Source organism: Ignavibacteriales bacterium, assembly GCA_026390595.1.
Lineage (GTDB): Bacteria > Bacteroidota > Ignavibacteria > UBA10030 > UBA10030 > UBA9647.
This window is the reverse complement of the sequence record JAPLFQ010000022.1, coordinates 158,014-174,620: the sequence shown is the minus strand read 5'-3', so window position 1 is coordinate 174,620 and position 16,607 is coordinate 158,014. Positions and strand designations below refer to the sequence as shown.

The following is a 16,607-nucleotide window of genomic DNA, read 5'->3' as shown; positions in this document are numbered from 1 at the left end:
TATGGGAGTGCTTGAATGGGAAGCACTCAGATGTAAGTAGGCAGGCTTCGCTTTTATTTCTATAGAAAGAAGTTTGCATGGCGGAAGCGATCCCCGAATATTGCAGCAAGGGTGTCGATCCCGCCCGGCGTGTCATGGAGAGCAGAATGAGAATTGTTGTCCCTTTCATCCGTGTAGTTGTGCTGCTGAGTTGTTTGTCCACCATCGCCGAATCTCAGATCCCACCGAAGCGCGAATTCAGGGCAGCCTGGATAGCAACTGTTGTGAATCTGGATTGGCCCACGTCAAACACCGCTGACCCAAATACTCAACGCGCTCAGCTGGTTGTAATCCTCGACGGACTGAAATCGGCCGGAATCAATGCCGTCGTTTTTCAAATCCGACCAGAATGCGACGCATTCTATCCTTCCTTGCTTGAGCCGTGGTCTTACTGGCTTACCGGACGACAGGGGAGGGCCCCGACCTCACCGTTTGACCCCCTTCAGTTCGCCCTCGACGAAGCACACAAGCGCGGCATGGAACTCCATGCCTGGTTCAATCCGTACAGAGCCGAGCGAGCTGCCGGCAACTACCCGCTTGATCCCAGGCACGTCACAGTGCTGCATCCCGATTGGGTTATCCAGATGGGGACGTACCGCTTCCTGAATCCGGGCATGAAGGCTGTCCGCGACTACGTCGCCAGTGTCATCTCTGATGTTGTCCGACGGTACGACATCGAGGGGGCGCATATGGACGATTATTTTTATCAGGACGGCGTGACGATGCAGGACACTGCGGCCTTTCGAACAGAATCGAGAGGCTTTGCGAACATCGGTGATTGGAGAAGGGACAACGTCAACTCGCTGCTCAAACAGATCAATGATAGTATCCAGGCAATCAAACCGAACGTGAAGTGGGGTATCAGTCCAAGGGGAATTTGGAAGAACGGCGTCCCTTCCGGGATCATCGGCTCAGATAACTACAGCGCGATATTCTGTGATGCGGTTGCGTGGCTTCAGGGAAAATACATCGACTACATCGCACCGCAATTGTACTGGCCCTTCGGCGGAAACCAGGACTACGGCAAACTGATGCCATGGTGGTCATCGCAGAGGAACGGCCGTCACCTGTATGTCGGCCAAGCTTCCTATCGAATCGTCGACGGCAGCAATTGGGGAGCATCTGAGATTCCAAATCAGATCCGATTGAACCGCACAAATTCCTATGCGCAGGGGAGCATTTTCTTCAGAGCGAGGTTGGGCGTCACCGATAATCCCAAGGGTTTGGTGGATTCCATGCGCAATGATTTGTACAGGTATCCGGCGCTCAGGCCGATCATGTCGTGGAAGGACACAATTCCACCAGCCACTCCTTCAGCATTGGTGGTGACGAAACTTGCGTCCTCCGCAACTGTCACGTGGTCTGCCCCGCCGGCGGCGATTGACGGAGGGGCTGCTGAACAATATGTTGTGTATCGCTCTCCATCACTTCCGATCCTCGTCGATGATCCGCGCACTATTGCCTCCATTCAAACCACGACGAGCTTTTCGGAAACGTCTTTGCCGGCGGCAGGGGTAACCTACTACTACGGGGTTACGGCGTTGGATCATATGCAAAACGAGAGCCGGCTGAGTAATATCATGGGACTCAATTCGGGCGGCGTCGTTGGTGTGCAAGACCATCCAGCCGTCGCTTTCGGATTCTCGTTGCACCAGAACTATCCCAATCCTTTCAATCCCGTCACTGTTATCAGCTTCCAGCTGCCATCGGAGCAGAGTATCTCGCTCAGGGTCTACGATGTTCTCGGTCGTGAAATCCGGATTCTCACAGAGGGGGTTCTGCGTGCCGGCACGCACAGCATTCAGTTCGACGGATCCGGGCTCGCCTCGGGGCTCTACATCTACAGAATCGTTGCCGGTGAGAACGTGGAGAGCAGGAAGATGCAATTGGTGAAGTAGGGAGTGGAGGAGAGAAGTATCAAGTACAAAGTAGCAAGTAGTAGGTATTAAGTAGTGAAGTAATGGAGTAATGGAGATTTGGAGAATCGGAGCTGCGGAGAGTTTGGGGCGACGAAACGCAGCAAGCAGTTAGAAGATTGCAGAAAGCAGATAACAGCGCACAGACGAATACACGATCAACTGTTCACCGTTCACAGTTTGCTGTTTACGGCTACCTACCAGTTTATCTTGTTTCCGCTTTTCTCTTCCCGCCAGTGGGCGCTCGTGTGCACGTCGCACGGAGCGATGGGGTACTTCGAATTGAAGATCTCCGTGGTATCTTCCGGACAGAAAGAGCGCGCCCTCTTTTTTGTCAGAACGCAAATAGTGTCGGTGATGATTCCGTCGGGTTGATGGAAGTAGTCAAATCCCAAACCGATGTCCGGGTCTTCGTAGGCGTCCCGCATGAACCGGCCGAATATGGGAGCGGCTGCACGCCCGCCCTGGCCGTCGGAACTTCCAAACTTAATCCTGTTGTCATCGAACCCGACCCAGACTCCTGCCGCCAGGTGGGGGGTGAACCCTTCAAACCACGCATCCCCATAATCGTTTGTGGTGCCGGTCTTGCCTGCTGCGGGCTGGGAGAAAAACGTCCGGATTACACGCCCCGTACCCCCTTCGTCGTTCACGCCCCCTTCCATCAGGTTCGTCATCAGAAACGCTGTTTCTTTGCTCAGGACTTCCTTTTTCTCAGGCACGTTTTCTTCGATCACATTCCCATCTTTGTCTTCGATCCTCAGGATGGCGATCGGGTCAACAAGCACCCCCTCGTTCGGGAACACTCCATATGCTGACGTAAGCTCCAACGGAGAAACTTCAGCGGTCCCCAGCGCGATCGATGCATAGGGGGGTACGTTCGATTTGATTCCCATCCGATGTGCATAGTCGACGACTTGTGTGGGCTGCATCTCAAGCATCAGGCGGACAGCGACAAGGTTCACAGAACGCTTGAGAGCTTCGCGCAGAGTGTACTTGCCCCCGAAATTTCCTTCGAAGTTCTGCGGCGTCCAACGGGTTCCGTCAGGCATCGGCACAGTCACCGGCTGATTCATGATTTCGTAGCACACCGGCCAGCCATTATCGATGGCAACGGTGTACACGAACGGCTTGAAAGCAGATCCCGGTTGGCGATGGATCTGCGTCACGTGGTTCAGTCCGTACCGGAAGACGCGGAAGTTTCTTCCACCCACCATGGACTTGATATGTCCGTTGTGGGGATCAAGGACGACCATGCCAACTTCGATCTGCCGGGCGGCCTTTTTGACCGAATCAACGAATGGGACATTTGTCCGCAGCGATGCGAGAATGCTGTCGCGAATCGATGCATTCCGGGCTTTCTTGTAGACGTCGAGGTCGCGAATCATCTTGTCGACGTTGCTTTGGAGGATCTCCGTGTTCTTACTCCAGTCCCATGATTTGTCGAATTTCTCCTGGAATCCGGTCAGATGATCATCGACCGCCTTGTTGGCGTACCGTTGCATGCGGCTGTCAAGCGTGGTGTAGATGCGCAATCCATCGCGCTCGAGGTTGAATCCATAGGCCTCCGCCTTCTGCATCATCTGTTGCCGGATCCATTCCACGAAGTGTGGTGCGATGCCGACACGGTAATCAGCTTCAAGTGTTCTGAAGTTCAGGCTGTCGGCTTTGATCTTGTCGGCCTGTGCCACATCGATGCGCCCGTCGTGGACCATCGCGCTGATGACAATGTTGCGGCGGCGAAGGGCCCGCTCGATGTTCTTGATTGGATCGTAGTAGTTTGGCCCCTGCAACATGCCGACGAGGAGTGTGTATTCCGGAGCAGCTAGTTCGGACGCTGACTTGTTGAAGTACCGCTGGGCGGCCGATTCGATGCCGTACGCGTTGCGCCCAAAGAAGGAATCATTGAGGTACAACTCGAGAATTTCCTGTTTCGTGAAGTTCCGTTCGATCTGAACAGACGTGATGAACTCGCGGATCTTTCTCGTGATCTTATCGAACAGCGATTCTTCCCTTCCCTGCAATTTGTACAGGTTACGCGCAAGTTGCTGCGTCAACGTGCTTGCGCCGTAGGCCCGGAAGGTAAAAACATTGATTACCATCTGGCGGGCGAAGCGGTGGAGGTTGACACCCCAGTGAGTGTAGAAGTCCTTGTCTTCTGTCGCGATCAGTGCGTCAATGAGGCCCTGGGGAATCTTTGAGAGGGAAATGCGCGTACGATTCTGCTCTGCAAACTGATCGAGCACAGCGCCGTCCTCGCCGTAGACTTTGGATGCCAGCGCAGGCCGGGGATTTTCGATCGCTTCAAGGGAGGGGAGCCCCTGGAGGATGTACCGCCCGTACCAGGTCAGGAGGCTGAGAACGACTACTGTGACGATGGAGAGGATTTTCCAGTTGCGCTTCAGAAACCCTTTGCCCCGATTCAGAAATGAATGGCGGTAGGAGGTATCGTTGAAGTAGCGATCCATATCCTCGGAACTGTAGGTTCTCTTGGTCATCGGTTCTCAGTCTCAAAAACACAATTTGCAGGGAAAAGAGTCTCACGTAAAGCTGCAAAGACACCAAGAATAGTTATCTCTTCCCTTGCATTGCGCCTTGGCGTCTTTTCCAAAATCCAAAGGATCGAACAACACCGTTCATCTTCTGTTTCGACATTTGTGTTTGTCTAGGATTTCGGTATCAGGACTTGATTGACTCCCATTTCTTGAGGTCGAGCGAAACACCGTCAAACACCGCATAGGTCCGCTCGCCGATCCAGTCCCCCAGGTTGACGTAGACACCCGAACCGATGTTCCGCCTGCACGGAATATGGTTGTGTCCCATCACGACGAAATCGAATCCATCTGCGATTTTCTGTTCGGCGAACTTCGCCATGTCATCCCCTTCATACTGACGTTTAGACGTGTACTGGCGGCTTTTGTGCGAGGACCAGTGTGCGATGTTGGCTGCCAGATCGGGCGGGATGAGGGAAAAAAGTGCGATGTTCAACTTGTTTCTCAGGACACGCTTCAAAATCCTGTATCCGGTATCGTTCTTCAGGAGACCGTCGCCATGGTGGAGGTAGAATCGTTTTCCCTGGATCACGCGTTCGACGGGATCCCGCTCGATCTTCATTCCCAGTTCTTCCTCAAAATAATCACGCAACCAGAAATCGTGATTACCGGCCAGGTAGGTCAGCTTGACACCGGCGTCTGAAAGATCGGCAAGCCTGGAAAAGAGGCGGACATATCCTTTTGGGACGACGGTCCGATATTCAAACCAGAAATCAAACAGGTCGCCGACGATAAAAAGCTGTTCCCCGTCGATGCGCACCTGCTCCAGGAATTGAATCAGTGCGCTCTCTTTTCGACGATCATCTTCTTTTGAACCGACCCCGAGGTGGACGTCAGAGAAGAAATAAGATTTTCGCATACGGTCGCAGACTGGAGGCCTCTGACTACAATGGACGTTCGGCCGACGGAAGATCCTGTGCTTTCGCAGCGTTCCGTCGCGTGGTGTGCACACAATACTTAGCGAAAAATGGGGCGAAAATCAAGGTAACGGATGGGGAGGCACGGACATAGCGGAGCAGGAATGAGCGGCACTGCAGACGTTCTACGTTGTGCTCTTCACAAGCGGCAGCAATACGGTGAAGGTGCTCCCTTTCTTCTCGCGGCTGGTCACCTGGATTGATCCATGGTGCGCTTCCGCGATCCATTTCGCGATTGCGAGACCGAGACCGCTGCCGGTTCCGTCCGCCTTCACACGGTAGAATCGATCGAACACTTTCGGAAGATCCTTCTTGGGGATTCCGATGCCGGTATCGCTGACAAGTATCGAAGCGTTGCTTCCCACTTTTGTCAGAGCCAGCGTGACTGTACCGCGGTCAGGCGTGTACTTGACCGCGTTCTCGACCAGGTTCAGCAGAAGTTGTCGAAGACGCGCCGCATCGCCCCGGACGGTGACGGATTCCACCTCGCGCACGCTGACTTTGATCTTCCTGGCAGAAGCGAGAACGAGTGTGTCTTCCGCGATTTCCCGCACCAGGCTGTCGAGCGAAACCTCATCGAACTGAAACGTCAGCCGTCCCGATTCGGATTTGATGAGCGTCATGAGGCTTTCGACGATCGACGAGAGCCGCACGAGTTCGTCGTGAATGCTCGTAAGCAGCTCGCGCGTGTGGACCGGCAAACGCTTCTTGCGGAGCGCAACCTCTATTTCACCGCGCATGATCGTGAGGGGAGTGCGCAATTCATGGGATGCGTCGCCGGAGAAACGCTGGATCTCGGCGAACGATTCCTGCAGCCGCCCTATCATATCATTGAATGTTGCCGTCAATCTGCCGAGTTCGTCATCGACTCCCTTGGCAGGGAGCCGCTGGTTCAGGTTCTGCGCGCTGATCATTTGCGCGGTGCGTGTGATCGCATCGACGGGTTTCAGCGATCGGTGCGCCAGAAACCATCCGCCGATGACGGAAATGAGCAGCGCAATGGGGGCGAGGATACGGAAAATCATGAAGATCCCGTCAAGCGCCTCATTCAGCTCTTCCAGAGGGTAAGCAACAAAGATCTTGACGTAGTCGTTCTGTGTGATGGCGAGGCGGAGATCGCGTGCCTGTTCATCGCGGATGGTGACAATGTTCACCCATCCGTACGGAATCTCGGTGTAGTCCAGTTTCTGTTTGCCGAGGCTCGGGGAGCGGTACAAAAGGTCCCCGTTCCGGTCAAGGATCTGGATGTACTGCCTCCGCGGACTGAGGATCGTCTGCTGGTAGATCTGGTTCCAGATTTCATCGGTGCCGGTTGTATCGGTATTGTCCTGACCGACCTCTGCCGGCAAAGGCGTCGTCTTTTTCAGCTGCTGGAGCTCCAGGAGCGCAGACCGCTTGAGGCGGACCTTCTTTGCCCGGGGCTCGATGAACTCGTTCACCCACTTGACTTCGCTGTGGAGGGAAAGGTCGAGGTTGTTCGAAAGCGTCGAACGAGTGAAGAGGTAGGAAATTCCCCCGAAGCCGACGAGCGTTGCCGCAAGGAGCGCAGTATACCAGAGAGTAAGCTTGGAACGGATGGAGTGAAGAAACTTCATTTCTTCGGACCGTTGACGAGGTTCTTATCCGACACATAGTACCCCTTGCCGCGCTCGGTGTGGAGGAGCTTCTTTTCAAAACCCAGGTCGATCTTCTTGCGAAGGTGATTGATGTAGACGTCGATGATATTCGTTCCGGGATCGAAGTTGAATCCCCAGATCTCCTTCGCAAGCTGCTGTCGGGTGATCAGTTCTCGCGGATGCCGCATGAGGTACTCCAGCAACGCGAACTCCCGGGCCGTCAGGTCGATGATGGTGTTTCCGCGCTTCGCTTTCCGGGTCATCGTATTCAACTGGAGGTCTGCAAGCCTGTAGACGGTCGGACTCTGGCGTTCACGGCGAAGGAGAGCTCTGATCCTGGCGAGGAGCTCGTTGAATGCGAATGGTTTCGTCAGGTAGTCTTCTGCTCCACGATCGAGCCCCTGCACAACGTCCTCGGTCGCGCTCCGTGCGGTAAGCATCATGACCGGTGTACGAAGTCCGCTGCTCCGGAGTGCATGCAGGACTTCGAAGCCGTTCTTCTTCGGAAGCAGAACGTCCAGCAGTATCAGATCGAAATCGCCGGACAGCGCCTTCTTTTCACCGATCGATCCGTCGGGGGCTGTGTCGACTTCGTATCCTTCTGCCGTGAGGCCTTCTTTGATGAAGCGAGCAACTTTTGCTTCATCCTCGACGAGGAGTATATGCATGGAGAAACTTGAGTGATTGGAAGTCACGCGTTTTGGAAGGGTCGCTGCACACGCAACTGTGGTTTGAAAAACCGATCTCAAAGTAGCTCATATTCTAAACAGTATCAATTCGGTTTTTGTTCGCATGCCGGCCGGCGGCGCCGGACATTCGCAAAAGTTGCGGGTTTGAAACTCGGGCCTTTTTTGACTATATTTTCGGTGGTATTATCAGTCCTTTGAAGATCATTCTTTGTGAGAAGGGACACGGGGGTAAACCATCGCCCTGTCGTTGCCGCATCAAGCTGCCCTGGTCCGCTAAAACACTCGAATCCCGTATGAAAAAACTCGCGCTTCTCCTCTCAGCCCTCCTTCTGCAGGGTTGTATCCAGACTATGGCCATCAGAACGATGGGAGGGATCATGGACTTCGGGCTCGAATCGTTCAACGAAGAGGGAGACCTGAAACTTGCGGAGGGGGCTCTCGGTTCCAACCTCAAGCTCGTCGAAGCTCTCATCAAAGGAGATCCCCAGAATTCCAAGCTCCTCCTCATGGCTGCGCAGGGATTCAATGCGTACTCACTCGCATTCGCCGAAGATGACAGTATCGAACGCGCCCGGGTATTCTACGTCCGGGGCCGTGACTATGCAATGAGGGTACTGTTGCAGAACCAGAAGATCAGGGAAGCATTCGACAAGGACCTTCCCGCATTCCAGGCGGCGCTCGCAACTCTCACAAAGGACGACGTGCCCGCGGTTTTTTGGACTGCATTCGGATGGGGAAGCTACATCAATATCACCCGCTCGGATGTCGGAGTTGTTGCTGACCTGCCCAAGGTCCTGGCGATGATGGAGTTTGTTCGCCAGACTGATCCGACGTACTTCTATGGCGGCCCGTATCTGATCCTTGGCAGCATCGAAGGAAGCGTCCCGCAAGTGCTTGGGGGGAAACCTGAAAAAGCCAAGGAGTACTTCGAGCGTGCGCTCACTGTCAACGGCGGGAAATTTCTGTTGACGTATGTGTACTATGCAAAGATGTATGCTGTCCCGAAACAGGACCAGGAGCTTTTTGAAAGCCTGCTGAAAAAAGTGGATGACGCCTCGCTCGATATCTTGCCGGAAGCCCGACTCACCAATGCGATCGCCAAGAAGAAGGCCAGACTTCTCCGTGAACATATGAACGACTTCTTTTAGCATCATGGTGAAAATCTATTTTCAGAAACAAAGATGAACCGCCCCCGAACCAACATCGTTCGGGGCAAGCAAGGCCGCCAAGAGCGCCAAATGTTTGAGATTTTGAATAATCAGAACATCTCGATTATTCCTATGCGGTTCTTCGCGTGCTTGGCGGTTTGCTTTTCCTAGTTCTAGCCACTTCATCAGGAGTACCAGTGAAACGACTTGCCTCAATACTCGCCTGCGCTTTGTTTGCATCGCTGACGGTCTGTGCCCAACAGTATAGCATCAAGTTCGCGACCATCGCGCCCGATGGAAGCACATGGATGAACGTGATGAAGGAGTATGACGCGGCCATACGCAAGGAAAGCGGCGGACGTCTTGGTTTTAAGATCTATGCCGGAGGTGTGCAGGGGGACGAAAAATCCGTCCTGCGGAAGATCCGCGTGGGGCAGCTCCACAGCGGCGGATTTACCGGGGTTGGCATGGGCGAGATTGCCCCCAAAGTCCGAATTCTCGACTCACCCTTCCTCATCCGCAGCGACGACGAAATTGACATGCTGTACAAGGAATTCGGAAAGGATTTCGAACAGGCATTTGAAGAGGGGGGATACGTCCTTCTCGGCTGGGCCGAAGTCGGATTCGTCCACGTCTTCACCTCTTCGCCGATCCGGAAGAGAGAGGACTTGAAAGGAATCAAGATGTGGACGTGGGAGGGCGATCCGATTGCAGAGACCGCGTTCCGGACCCTCGGTATCAACCCCATTCCATTGTCCGTTGTCGACGTCATGACGTCGCTCCAGACCGGATTGATCGACGCATTCTATACCACTCCGTACGCGGCCATCGCACTGCAATGGTATGCCAGAGTGAAATATATGGTGGATGTCCCGCTGGCAGACGCATCCGGCTCTGTTCTCGTTTCAAAGAAATTCTACGATCAGCTCCCGCCAGACCTGCAGGAAATTCTCTTGAGGAACGGTCGCCTCTACCTCTCGAAACTCACACAGATGAGCAGGAAGGACAATAAAGACGCGCTTGCCGAGCTGAAGAAGCGGGGAATTGCGGTTCTTCCTGCGACCGAGAAGGACATCCAGGAATATGTCGAAGTGGGAAATCGCTCGCGCCGTGCGCTTGTCGGAAAACTCTACACGGAGGACTTCCTGAACAAGGTGGAGAAGGCCGTCACTGATTTCCGGAAGACTCGCCGCGGGTCAAAATGAACATACTCAAGAGTATTGACAAGGCACTTACGAGGGCCGAAGAAGCGGTGCTGATCACTTTGCTCTCGGTCATGGTTGTGATGGCCTTTCTTCAGGTGGTGTTGCGCAATTTGTTCTCCTCCGGAATTTTCTGGGCCGATATCCTGCTGCGTCACCTGCTTCTATGGCTCGGGTTCCTGGGTGCCGCGATTGCGACGAGCGAGAACCGCCACATCAACATCGACGCGTTACGCCGATTCCTTCCTCCCCGTATCCGGTCAGTTGTGGAGGTTCTGACTGATTTGTTCGCGGCAGGAATCTGCTACCTGCTTGCGCGCGCATCATGGACTTTCGTGCATGGCGAGATAGCGGACCACCGGACTGTCTTTGCGGATATTCCTTCGTGGTACGCTCAAATCATCATACCAGTCGGTTTCGGATTGTTGATGGTGCACTTTCTTATCCGGGCACTCCTTCGTGCAGGGGGGGCGGCGAAAGAGGGGGAGAGGCTATGAGCGTCTGGTTCTTCATCATCGCCATCCTGGTGCTCGCGTTTTTTGGTGCACCGCTCTTTACGATCCTTGGTGCCATAGGGTTGTATGCCTTCACCTCAGCGGACATCGACACGTCCGCTCTCATCATCGATCTCTACAAAATCGCCGACACGCCGACGCTCCTTGCAGTGCCTCTCTTTACGTTCGCCGGTTATCTCCTCGCGGAGAGCAAAGCGCCAAAGCGTCTCGTCGATCTCGCCCAAGCACTCTTCGGATGGATGCCTGCGGGACTGGCGATCGTCGCACTATTCACGTGTGCATTGTTTACTGCGTTCACCGGAGCCTCAGGTGTCACGATCGTCGCCCTAGGAGGTCTGCTCTATCCGATCCTCCTCAAAGAAAACTACCCGGAGCAATTCTCCCTTGGGCTTGTCACGGCGTCAGGAAGCATCGGCCTGTTGTTCCCGCCCAGTCTCCCGATCATCCTCTATGGCTTCGTGGCTGGAGTCAGCATCGACAAGCTTTTTGTCGCCGGCCTGATCCCGGGCGTACTGCTGATTGCCTTCCTGTCTGTGTACAGCCTGCGCGTAAGCATCAAGGCCAAAGTGCCGAAGATTCCATTCCATTGGGACAAAGTGGCATCAACACTGAGAGCGGCTGCCTGGGAACTCCCGTTGCCGTTCGTGGTCATCGGGGGAATCTATGGGGGGGCCTTCACAGCAACAGAAGCGGCGGCGATTACGGCGTTCTATGCGTTTGTTGTCGAGGTATTCATCTACAAGGACCTGCATTTCGTCCGGGATGTTCCGCGGGTCATGAAAAAGAGCATGGTGCTCGTCGGTGCCATATTGATGATCCTCGGATCGGCCCTGGGACTGATGAACTATCTCATCGATCAACAAGTTCCGCAGCAGCTGTTTGAGATCGTGAAGGCGCATGTCTCAAGCCGCGTCATGTTCCTGCTGATCCTGAACGGCTTTCTGATCATCATCGGGATGATGATGGAGATCTTCTCGGCCATTGTCGCTGTTCCACTGATCCTCCCCATCGCCGCACAGTTCAACATCGATCCGGTTCACCTCGGCATCATATTCCTGACGAATCTCGAGCTGGGGTATCTGATGCCTCCGATGGGACTCAACCTGTTCCTTTCAAGTCTCAGATTTGAGAAATCGATCTACCATCTTTCCAAAGCAGTTATCGGCTTCATACTCATGGAAGTAGTCGCGCTGCTCATTATCACGTATGTTCCGGAGCTCAGCCTCTGGCTTCCCAGGTACCTGGGAACCCGATGACGAAAATCGTGGTTTAACATATCCTAGGCTGATTCCATTTGTGCTATCATAAGGAGAACCATCATGCTATCAAAGAAACTGCAGGACGCTTTAAACCAACAGATCAATCACGAGCTTTACTCGTCCTATCTCTACCTGGCGATGTCTGCTCATTTTGAATCCGTCAACCTTCCTGGCTTCGCGCGCTGGATGAAACTCCAGAGCGAAGAGGAAGGCGAGCACGGTATGAAGTTCTTCCATTACGTGTACGAGCGGGGCGGCAAGGTGGTCCTTGAAGCGATTGCGAAACCGCAGACGGATTACAAGACACCGCTCGAAGTGATGAAGAAAGTGCTCGAGCACGAGAAGAAAGTGACGGGGACGATCGAGGCGTTGTATGAGCTGGCGCTGAAGGAAAAGGACTATGCGGCGCAGGTCATGCTCCACTGGTTCATCAAGGAGCAGGTCGAAGAGGAGAAGAATGCCACGGATATCATTGAGATGCTCAAGACTATCGGTGAATCGCCGGCAGGCATGGCGATGCTCGACTCGAGAGTTGGCGCGAGAGCAAAAGGCTGAGTCATCAGCAATCCGAGTACAGGAAAAAAGCCCGATCGTCGAACGGTCGGGCTTTTTCGTTTCTATGGAAGGTGACCGGCACCCAAGTTGGCACCGGGAAGGTGATGGTCACCTCACGAAGTACTTGAGCAGTTCCTTCGCGACGAGCTTGTTTCCTTCGTCGTTCAGGTGCACACCGTCGGTCGTCAGGATTCCATGTTCCCTGTTGCCGGTGTTGTGAACGGCGAGATAGTCCTGAAATGCCTTGTGGAGATCACAGAGTTGAACGTTTCGATCTTTCGCGATTTTCCTGCTGATATCGGAATACTCCTTCAGCATCGGATCCTGAGCGTTCAGCGAGTCACGCTTCTCGCCGATGACTGTGGGCGTGCACAGAATCACAGCTGAACCGTAGTATTGAATCCTCGCGATGATCTCCCGGAGTCCGCTTTCGAACTTCTCCTTCGTCGTTCCTTTCAGATCTTTCAGATTCCAATGCCAGACATCATTGATGCCGATGTAGATCACGACCCCGGTGGGCTTCTTCTCGAGTACGTCACGCACAAGACGATTCTGAAGGTCGGGAACCTTGTTGCCGCTGATGCCGGCGCCGATGACCTCGATACCGAGATCCGGATTGCGGGCTGTGAGTTCTTCCCGGATGAGTGAGACATATCCTCCGGGTTTCACGCCCTGTTCGGTGATCGAGTCACCGAAAAAGACGATCCGATCTCCCTGTCGCAGAGTCATTTTTTCACCTGAGCAGCCTGAGAGTGTGGCGGCGGTAATGAGCACGAACGAGCACATTCGTAGCAGTTTCATGCGGTCTCCTGATGGAGTTGTTGTGACCGCCGAAGAAATGTGAACCATTGTTCAAGAGGGGCGAAGCGGGCAGCAACCCAATGCAGAGTAGAGCTTTTTTTCCAGAATCTCAAACCGGGAATTGGACAACCGCGGGCTCATCTGGTCATCGCGTGTGCAGCGTCGCCAACATTGACAATACCGCGCCCCTCGTGAATGAGGTTCTGACCGAAGTACACCTTCGAATCCCGAGTCCGGTACGTGCTGAGCGTCCGAATCGGCTCCTTACCCGCCTCGCCAGTATCCTGGTCGACTGTCGGGACTGAGCATCGGGCGCATGGCTTCGCAACGCGGAAGGAAACTGAACCGATCTGTAGAATTCGCCACGTGTCTTCCTCATATGCGGACGATCCGGCGATCACCAGGTTTGGACGAAAGCGGTTCATGGGTACCGGTTCTGCAAGGCGCGTGTTGAGATCGTCGAGGGATGTTTCTGACATGAGGAGGAGAGGAAACGCATCTGCGAAGCTGACCGGAGATTTTACCGGGGCGTACTTGCTGTCGATGAATCGTTCGGATTTCTCGGGCATCTGGACGAGCCGGCAGCGTACGCCGAGGAGTTCGGTGAACCACGACGCTGCATCTTGGCCAACGTCCATGACATCGAGAGAATCCTCCCACACGCGGACACGAATCATTGCGCCCGAAGGTCTCCGAAAGGGGACGATCAGTTCGCTCAATCCCCGACTCGTGACAGAGAGATGATCTTCCCCCAGCGTCACATGAATGAGGGCCATCCTGGGAAGCGTGCGTTGTGTCAGAAAATGCCCGTCTTCATCCACCACCATCCACCTGCGGTCGAGTTCAAGGCCGCGGTCATCAAGCCGGGCAGAGGAGAGGGAAATTCCCCGGGCGGACTTGATGGGGTAGATGTGTATTTCAGTCAGGTGCAGAGAAGGCATGGCGGTCGATGGCTAGTTAAAGAAGATCTGCGAGGGAACAGTGGCCTTTTTCGTTTGCGAGATCAGCTGCGGTCTTTCCGGTACTATCGCGCATCGACTTGTCTGCACCCTTGTCAAGCAGCGTTCGCAGAATGGTTTCAAGCCCGTTCGCAGCTGCATAGTGGAGCGGAGTGTATCCCTGCGCTTGCGCGGTATTGATGTCTGCGCCGGCCTCGACGAGTATCAGAGCAAGTGACGTATTGTGTGGATTCGCCAGTGCGGAATGAAGGGGTGTGACGCGTTCTTGTGTGCGGGACACAGCGTTGAGATCGGCCCCATTTGAGAGAAGCACGCGAGTGGTATTCGCCCGACCGAAGAACACCGCGAGATGCAGTGGAGTCCATCCGTCGGCGGAATACGCGTTGACCTTTGACGGATTGTCGTGCAGGAGGTGTTCCAGCCGCTCTTGCGTACCGGTGGCCGCCGCTTCGAAGATGTCGAGCCGTGCTCCCCGATCGATCAGAGTCCTCGCGATTTCATTCAGTCCGATGTACGTTGCATAGAGGACTGCGGAAAGCCCTGATGTGTTGCGTGCGTCGACGAGCGAGGGATCGGCAGAGAGCAGTTCGAGAAGCGTGTCGGTCTGGCCCGCCTCAATCGCGGCGAAGAGTTGCTGTGGTGTCATGCGTTGCTCAGCACTGATGCTACGAAGGTGGTAATGTTCCAAATGTGAGCTTGAGGTGAATAATCTCCGGCGTATTGCCGAGGCGCACGGGTGGGCCCCAGGTGCCGACACCGCTGGAAACGTAAAAATGCGTCTGGTCCGTTTTCTTATACCCCCAGCTGAGCTCATAGATCGCGTTCGTGATTGCGTTGAAGGGCCAGAGCTGGCCGTGATGGGTGTGGCCGGAGAGTTGAAGGTCAACACCCTGTTCCACTGCCTCGTGCAGGCCGAAGGGCTGGTGATCCATCAGGATGATCGGGTACTTCTTGTCGACGCCGGTCATGAGCTCAGCCAGCGGTCTGCGCTTTTTGCCGTTGAATTGCGAAATGCTCCGATCTTCTCTTCCGACGAGAACGACGCCACCGTTGACATTCACGACCTCGTCGCGCAGGATTCTGATGCCGTGTTCCGTCAGGTATGTACAGGCTTCTTCTACCCCTCCGATGTATTCATGGTTTCCCGTCGTTGCGTAGACCCCGTACTTCGCCTTGATGGTGCGAAGCATCTCCCCGAGATTTTGTTTGATCACCGGTGCGAGGTCTTCATCTACGATGTCCCCCGGAAAGAGCACGAGATCGGCGTGGAGGCTGTTGATCTTCTCCACGATGGTGTTCAATCGTTCGCGCCCGATAATCGTTCCCAGATGAATGTCGGATGCGACAGCGACCTCGAGGGACTTGATAGAACCGGCCTGTTTCGGAATGTTCAACTCCAGCACCTTCACGCGCGGAGAACGGGCGTTGAAATATCCTGCGACAAGGGTGAGGGTGACGATGAAGCAGAGCCCGATGGCGGTCAGAGTTTTCGTGCGAACGATATTGGCCGTTATGAATGACGGGAATATGGGTACGACGTGGTTGATCAGGCGCAGTATATCGATGAGCAGAAGCGACAAGGTGAAATAGGCAATGGCTGCAAACCAGAAGCTTCCGACCCAGACGAACGCTGTACTGAACGGTGTGATGCCTACTCGCTCCAGGAATCGACCTGCAATAAATGACAACGCGAGGACCCAGAAGATCGCCGCATAGGGGAGACGCAGCGGCGAATCCGAGGGTATTGCCTGCCACCCCCGGAGAAAGATGTAGTAATTGATGAGTCCGTAGAGGAGAAGGAAAATCGAGAAGAATATGATGAAGTTCATACGGTTCATGTGTTTCTGTTTGTCAGTTGAGTTCAACGCTGAAGCCTCTTTAAGATTTGTATTTGACCGGCGTGATAGACGTCGTGCGAAGCGATGCCGACGATAATGGCCAGATTACTCACTTTGATTCCCTTCGGGTTGAGGGCCAGATCCCGGTCGTTTAACTGAGCGACGGCTTCAAGCAGGGATGAGTGGCATGTTTCCAGCAGTTTGAGATCTTGCGTCCACGCCTTTTCTGTCAGATTGGTTGATCGCAGGAACCAATTACTTCCCTTCAAAGGGAATGATCCCTTCTTTTCCCCAAGGAGCCGCCTGCGGACGATATACTTCCAATAGGCACAGTGCACCACGATTTCCCAGATGTTGTGCCTGCCGGTGCCCGGACGCCAGGCAGCCTCGCGCGCCGACAGTCCGCGCAAAGAACCCCTCAGGTTCGTTCCGTGCCAGGCCTTTCTGCGATAGGACTGATCGACCTGAAAAACAAGATCATCCAGCCGGGGCGATTGAGACTTCGAGATTGCGCGTTTCATATGATGCCTTACGCTCATCAAGGTGGACTTCAATAGATAACAGAGGAAGACGATTCAGAGTTTCACGGCGAGGTGAACACCTG

At 54.4% G+C, this 16,607-nt stretch carries 15 protein-coding genes; 6 read left to right on the top strand and 9 right to left on the bottom strand.

Translation table 11 applies throughout. The annotated features are described in order from the left end of the window. The first annotated feature begins 77 nt into the window (after positions 1–77). Entirely contained in the window at positions 78–1,937 is a 1,860-nt protein-coding gene (locus NTU47_12140; GenBank protein ID MCX6134556.1) for a family 10 glycosylhydrolase, read from the top strand. Positions 1,938–2,152: 215 nt separating this feature from the next. On the opposite strand, the gene NTU47_12135 is transcribed toward NTU47_12140, so the two are convergent. The 4 genes from NTU47_12135 to NTU47_12120 all read right to left on the bottom strand — a co-directional run bounded on the left by NTU47_12135 (position 2,153) and on the right by NTU47_12120 (position 7,705). After that, positions 2,153–4,450 carry a PBP1A family penicillin-binding protein gene (locus NTU47_12135; protein MCX6134555.1) on the bottom strand — a complete coding sequence of 766 codons (2,298 nt, stop codon included), beginning with the start codon at positions 4,448–4,450 and terminating at the stop codon, positions 2,153–2,155. 181 nt (positions 4,451–4,631) lie between these two features. Continuing rightward, positions 4,632–5,363 (bottom strand): UDP-2,3-diacylglucosamine diphosphatase, encoded by a 732-nt coding sequence (locus tag NTU47_12130; protein MCX6134554.1) that lies wholly within the window; start codon positions 5,361–5,363, stop codon positions 4,632–4,634. 183 nt (positions 5,364–5,546) lie between these two features. After that, entirely contained in the window at positions 5,547–7,016 is a 1,470-nt protein-coding gene (locus tag NTU47_12125) for an ATP-binding protein (GenBank protein ID MCX6134553.1), read from the bottom strand. Continuing rightward, positions 7,013–7,705 carry a response regulator transcription factor gene (locus NTU47_12120; protein MCX6134552.1) on the bottom strand — a complete coding sequence of 231 codons (693 nt, stop codon included), beginning with the start codon at positions 7,703–7,705 and terminating at the stop codon, positions 7,013–7,015. The genes NTU47_12125 and NTU47_12120 overlap by 4 nt, the downstream gene beginning before the upstream one ends. A 314-nt stretch (positions 7,706–8,019) precedes the next feature. On the opposite strand from NTU47_12120, the gene NTU47_12115 reads away from it, so the two are divergent. The 5 genes from NTU47_12115 to NTU47_12095 all read left to right on the top strand — a co-directional run bounded on the left by NTU47_12115 (position 8,020) and on the right by NTU47_12095 (position 12,405). Further along, positions 8,020–8,874 carry a TRAP transporter TatT component family protein gene (locus tag NTU47_12115; GenBank protein MCX6134551.1) on the top strand — a complete coding sequence of 285 codons (855 nt, stop codon included), beginning with the start codon at positions 8,020–8,022 and terminating at the stop codon, positions 8,872–8,874. Between the two features lie 197 nt (positions 8,875–9,071). Next, positions 9,072–10,079: a TRAP transporter substrate-binding protein DctP gene (gene dctP, locus NTU47_12110; GenBank protein MCX6134550.1), complete on the top strand. Its 1,008-nt coding sequence runs from the start codon at positions 9,072–9,074 to the stop codon at positions 10,077–10,079. Continuing rightward, positions 10,076–10,573, top strand: coding sequence for a TRAP transporter small permease (locus tag NTU47_12105; protein MCX6134549.1), 498 nt, complete (start codon positions 10,076–10,078; stop codon positions 10,571–10,573). The genes dctP and NTU47_12105 overlap by 4 nt, the downstream gene beginning before the upstream one ends. Next, on the top strand, positions 10,570–11,847 hold the full coding sequence (locus NTU47_12100; protein MCX6134548.1) for a TRAP transporter large permease subunit: 1,278 nt from the start codon (positions 10,570–10,572) through the stop codon (positions 11,845–11,847). The genes NTU47_12105 and NTU47_12100 overlap by 4 nt, the downstream gene beginning before the upstream one ends. 63 nt (positions 11,848–11,910) lie before the next feature. After that, a complete protein-coding gene (locus NTU47_12095) occupies positions 11,911–12,405 on the top strand; it encodes a ferritin (GenBank protein MCX6134547.1) in 495 nt (164 codons plus the stop codon). 108 nt (positions 12,406–12,513) lie between these two features. On the opposite strand, the gene NTU47_12090 is transcribed toward NTU47_12095, so the two are convergent. The 5 genes from NTU47_12090 to NTU47_12070 form a co-directional block, all read right to left on the bottom strand. Continuing rightward, on the bottom strand, positions 12,514–13,206 hold the full coding sequence (locus NTU47_12090; protein MCX6134546.1) for an SGNH/GDSL hydrolase family protein: 693 nt from the start codon (positions 13,204–13,206) through the stop codon (positions 12,514–12,516). A 137-nt stretch (positions 13,207–13,343) separates the two neighbouring features. Next, positions 13,344–14,147: an MOSC domain-containing protein gene (locus NTU47_12085; GenBank protein MCX6134545.1), complete on the bottom strand. Its 804-nt coding sequence runs from the start codon at positions 14,145–14,147 to the stop codon at positions 13,344–13,346. 16 nt (positions 14,148–14,163) lie between these two features. Then, on the bottom strand, positions 14,164–14,811 hold the full coding sequence (locus NTU47_12080) for an ankyrin repeat domain-containing protein (protein MCX6134544.1): 648 nt from the start codon (positions 14,809–14,811) through the stop codon (positions 14,164–14,166). Positions 14,812–14,830: 19 nt separating this feature from the next. After that, positions 14,831–15,994 (bottom strand): metallophosphoesterase, encoded by a 1,164-nt coding sequence (locus tag NTU47_12075; GenBank protein ID MCX6134543.1) that lies wholly within the window; start codon positions 15,992–15,994, stop codon positions 14,831–14,833. A 32-nt stretch (positions 15,995–16,026) separates the two neighbouring features. After that, positions 16,027–16,524, bottom strand: coding sequence for a DinB family protein (locus NTU47_12070; GenBank protein ID MCX6134542.1), 498 nt, complete (start codon positions 16,522–16,524; stop codon positions 16,027–16,029). Positions 16,525–16,607: the final 83 nt, after the last annotated feature.

What these genes read in the sequence shown, in the direction of transcription:
- NTU47_12085 (MCX6134545.1), bottom strand. Translation starts at nt 14,147, where the DNA reads ATGCCTTCTCTGCACCTGACTGAAATACACATCTACCCCATCAAGTCC.
- NTU47_12120 (MCX6134552.1), bottom strand. Translation starts at nt 7,705, where the DNA reads ATGCATATACTCCTCGTCGAGGATGAAGCAAAAGTTGCTCGCTTCATC.
- NTU47_12075 (MCX6134543.1), bottom strand. Translation starts at nt 15,994, where the DNA reads ATGAACTTCATCATATTCTTCTCGATTTTCCTTCTCCTCTACGGACTC.
- NTU47_12100 (MCX6134548.1), top strand. Translation starts at nt 10,570, where the DNA reads ATGAGCGTCTGGTTCTTCATCATCGCCATCCTGGTGCTCGCGTTTTTT.
- NTU47_12140 (MCX6134556.1), top strand. Translation starts at nt 78, where the DNA reads ATGGCGGAAGCGATCCCCGAATATTGCAGCAAGGGTGTCGATCCCGCC.
- NTU47_12115 (MCX6134551.1), top strand. Translation starts at nt 8,020, where the DNA reads ATGAAAAAACTCGCGCTTCTCCTCTCAGCCCTCCTTCTGCAGGGTTGT.
- NTU47_12135 (MCX6134555.1), bottom strand. Translation starts at nt 4,450, where the DNA reads ATGACCAAGAGAACCTACAGTTCCGAGGATATGGATCGCTACTTCAAC.
- NTU47_12125 (MCX6134553.1), bottom strand. Translation starts at nt 7,016, where the DNA reads ATGAAGTTTCTTCACTCCATCCGTTCCAAGCTTACTCTCTGGTATACT.
- NTU47_12080 (MCX6134544.1), bottom strand. Translation starts at nt 14,811, where the DNA reads ATGACACCACAGCAACTCTTCGCCGCGATTGAGGCGGGCCAGACCGAC.
- NTU47_12130 (MCX6134554.1), bottom strand. Translation starts at nt 5,363, where the DNA reads ATGCGAAAATCTTATTTCTTCTCTGACGTCCACCTCGGGGTCGGTTCA.
- NTU47_12095 (MCX6134547.1), top strand. Translation starts at nt 11,911, where the DNA reads ATGCTATCAAAGAAACTGCAGGACGCTTTAAACCAACAGATCAATCAC.
- NTU47_12105 (MCX6134549.1), top strand. Translation starts at nt 10,076, where the DNA reads ATGAACATACTCAAGAGTATTGACAAGGCACTTACGAGGGCCGAAGAA.
- NTU47_12070 (MCX6134542.1), bottom strand. Translation starts at nt 16,524, where the DNA reads ATGAAACGCGCAATCTCGAAGTCTCAATCGCCCCGGCTGGATGATCTT.
- NTU47_12090 (MCX6134546.1), bottom strand. Translation starts at nt 13,206, where the DNA reads ATGAAACTGCTACGAATGTGCTCGTTCGTGCTCATTACCGCCGCCACA.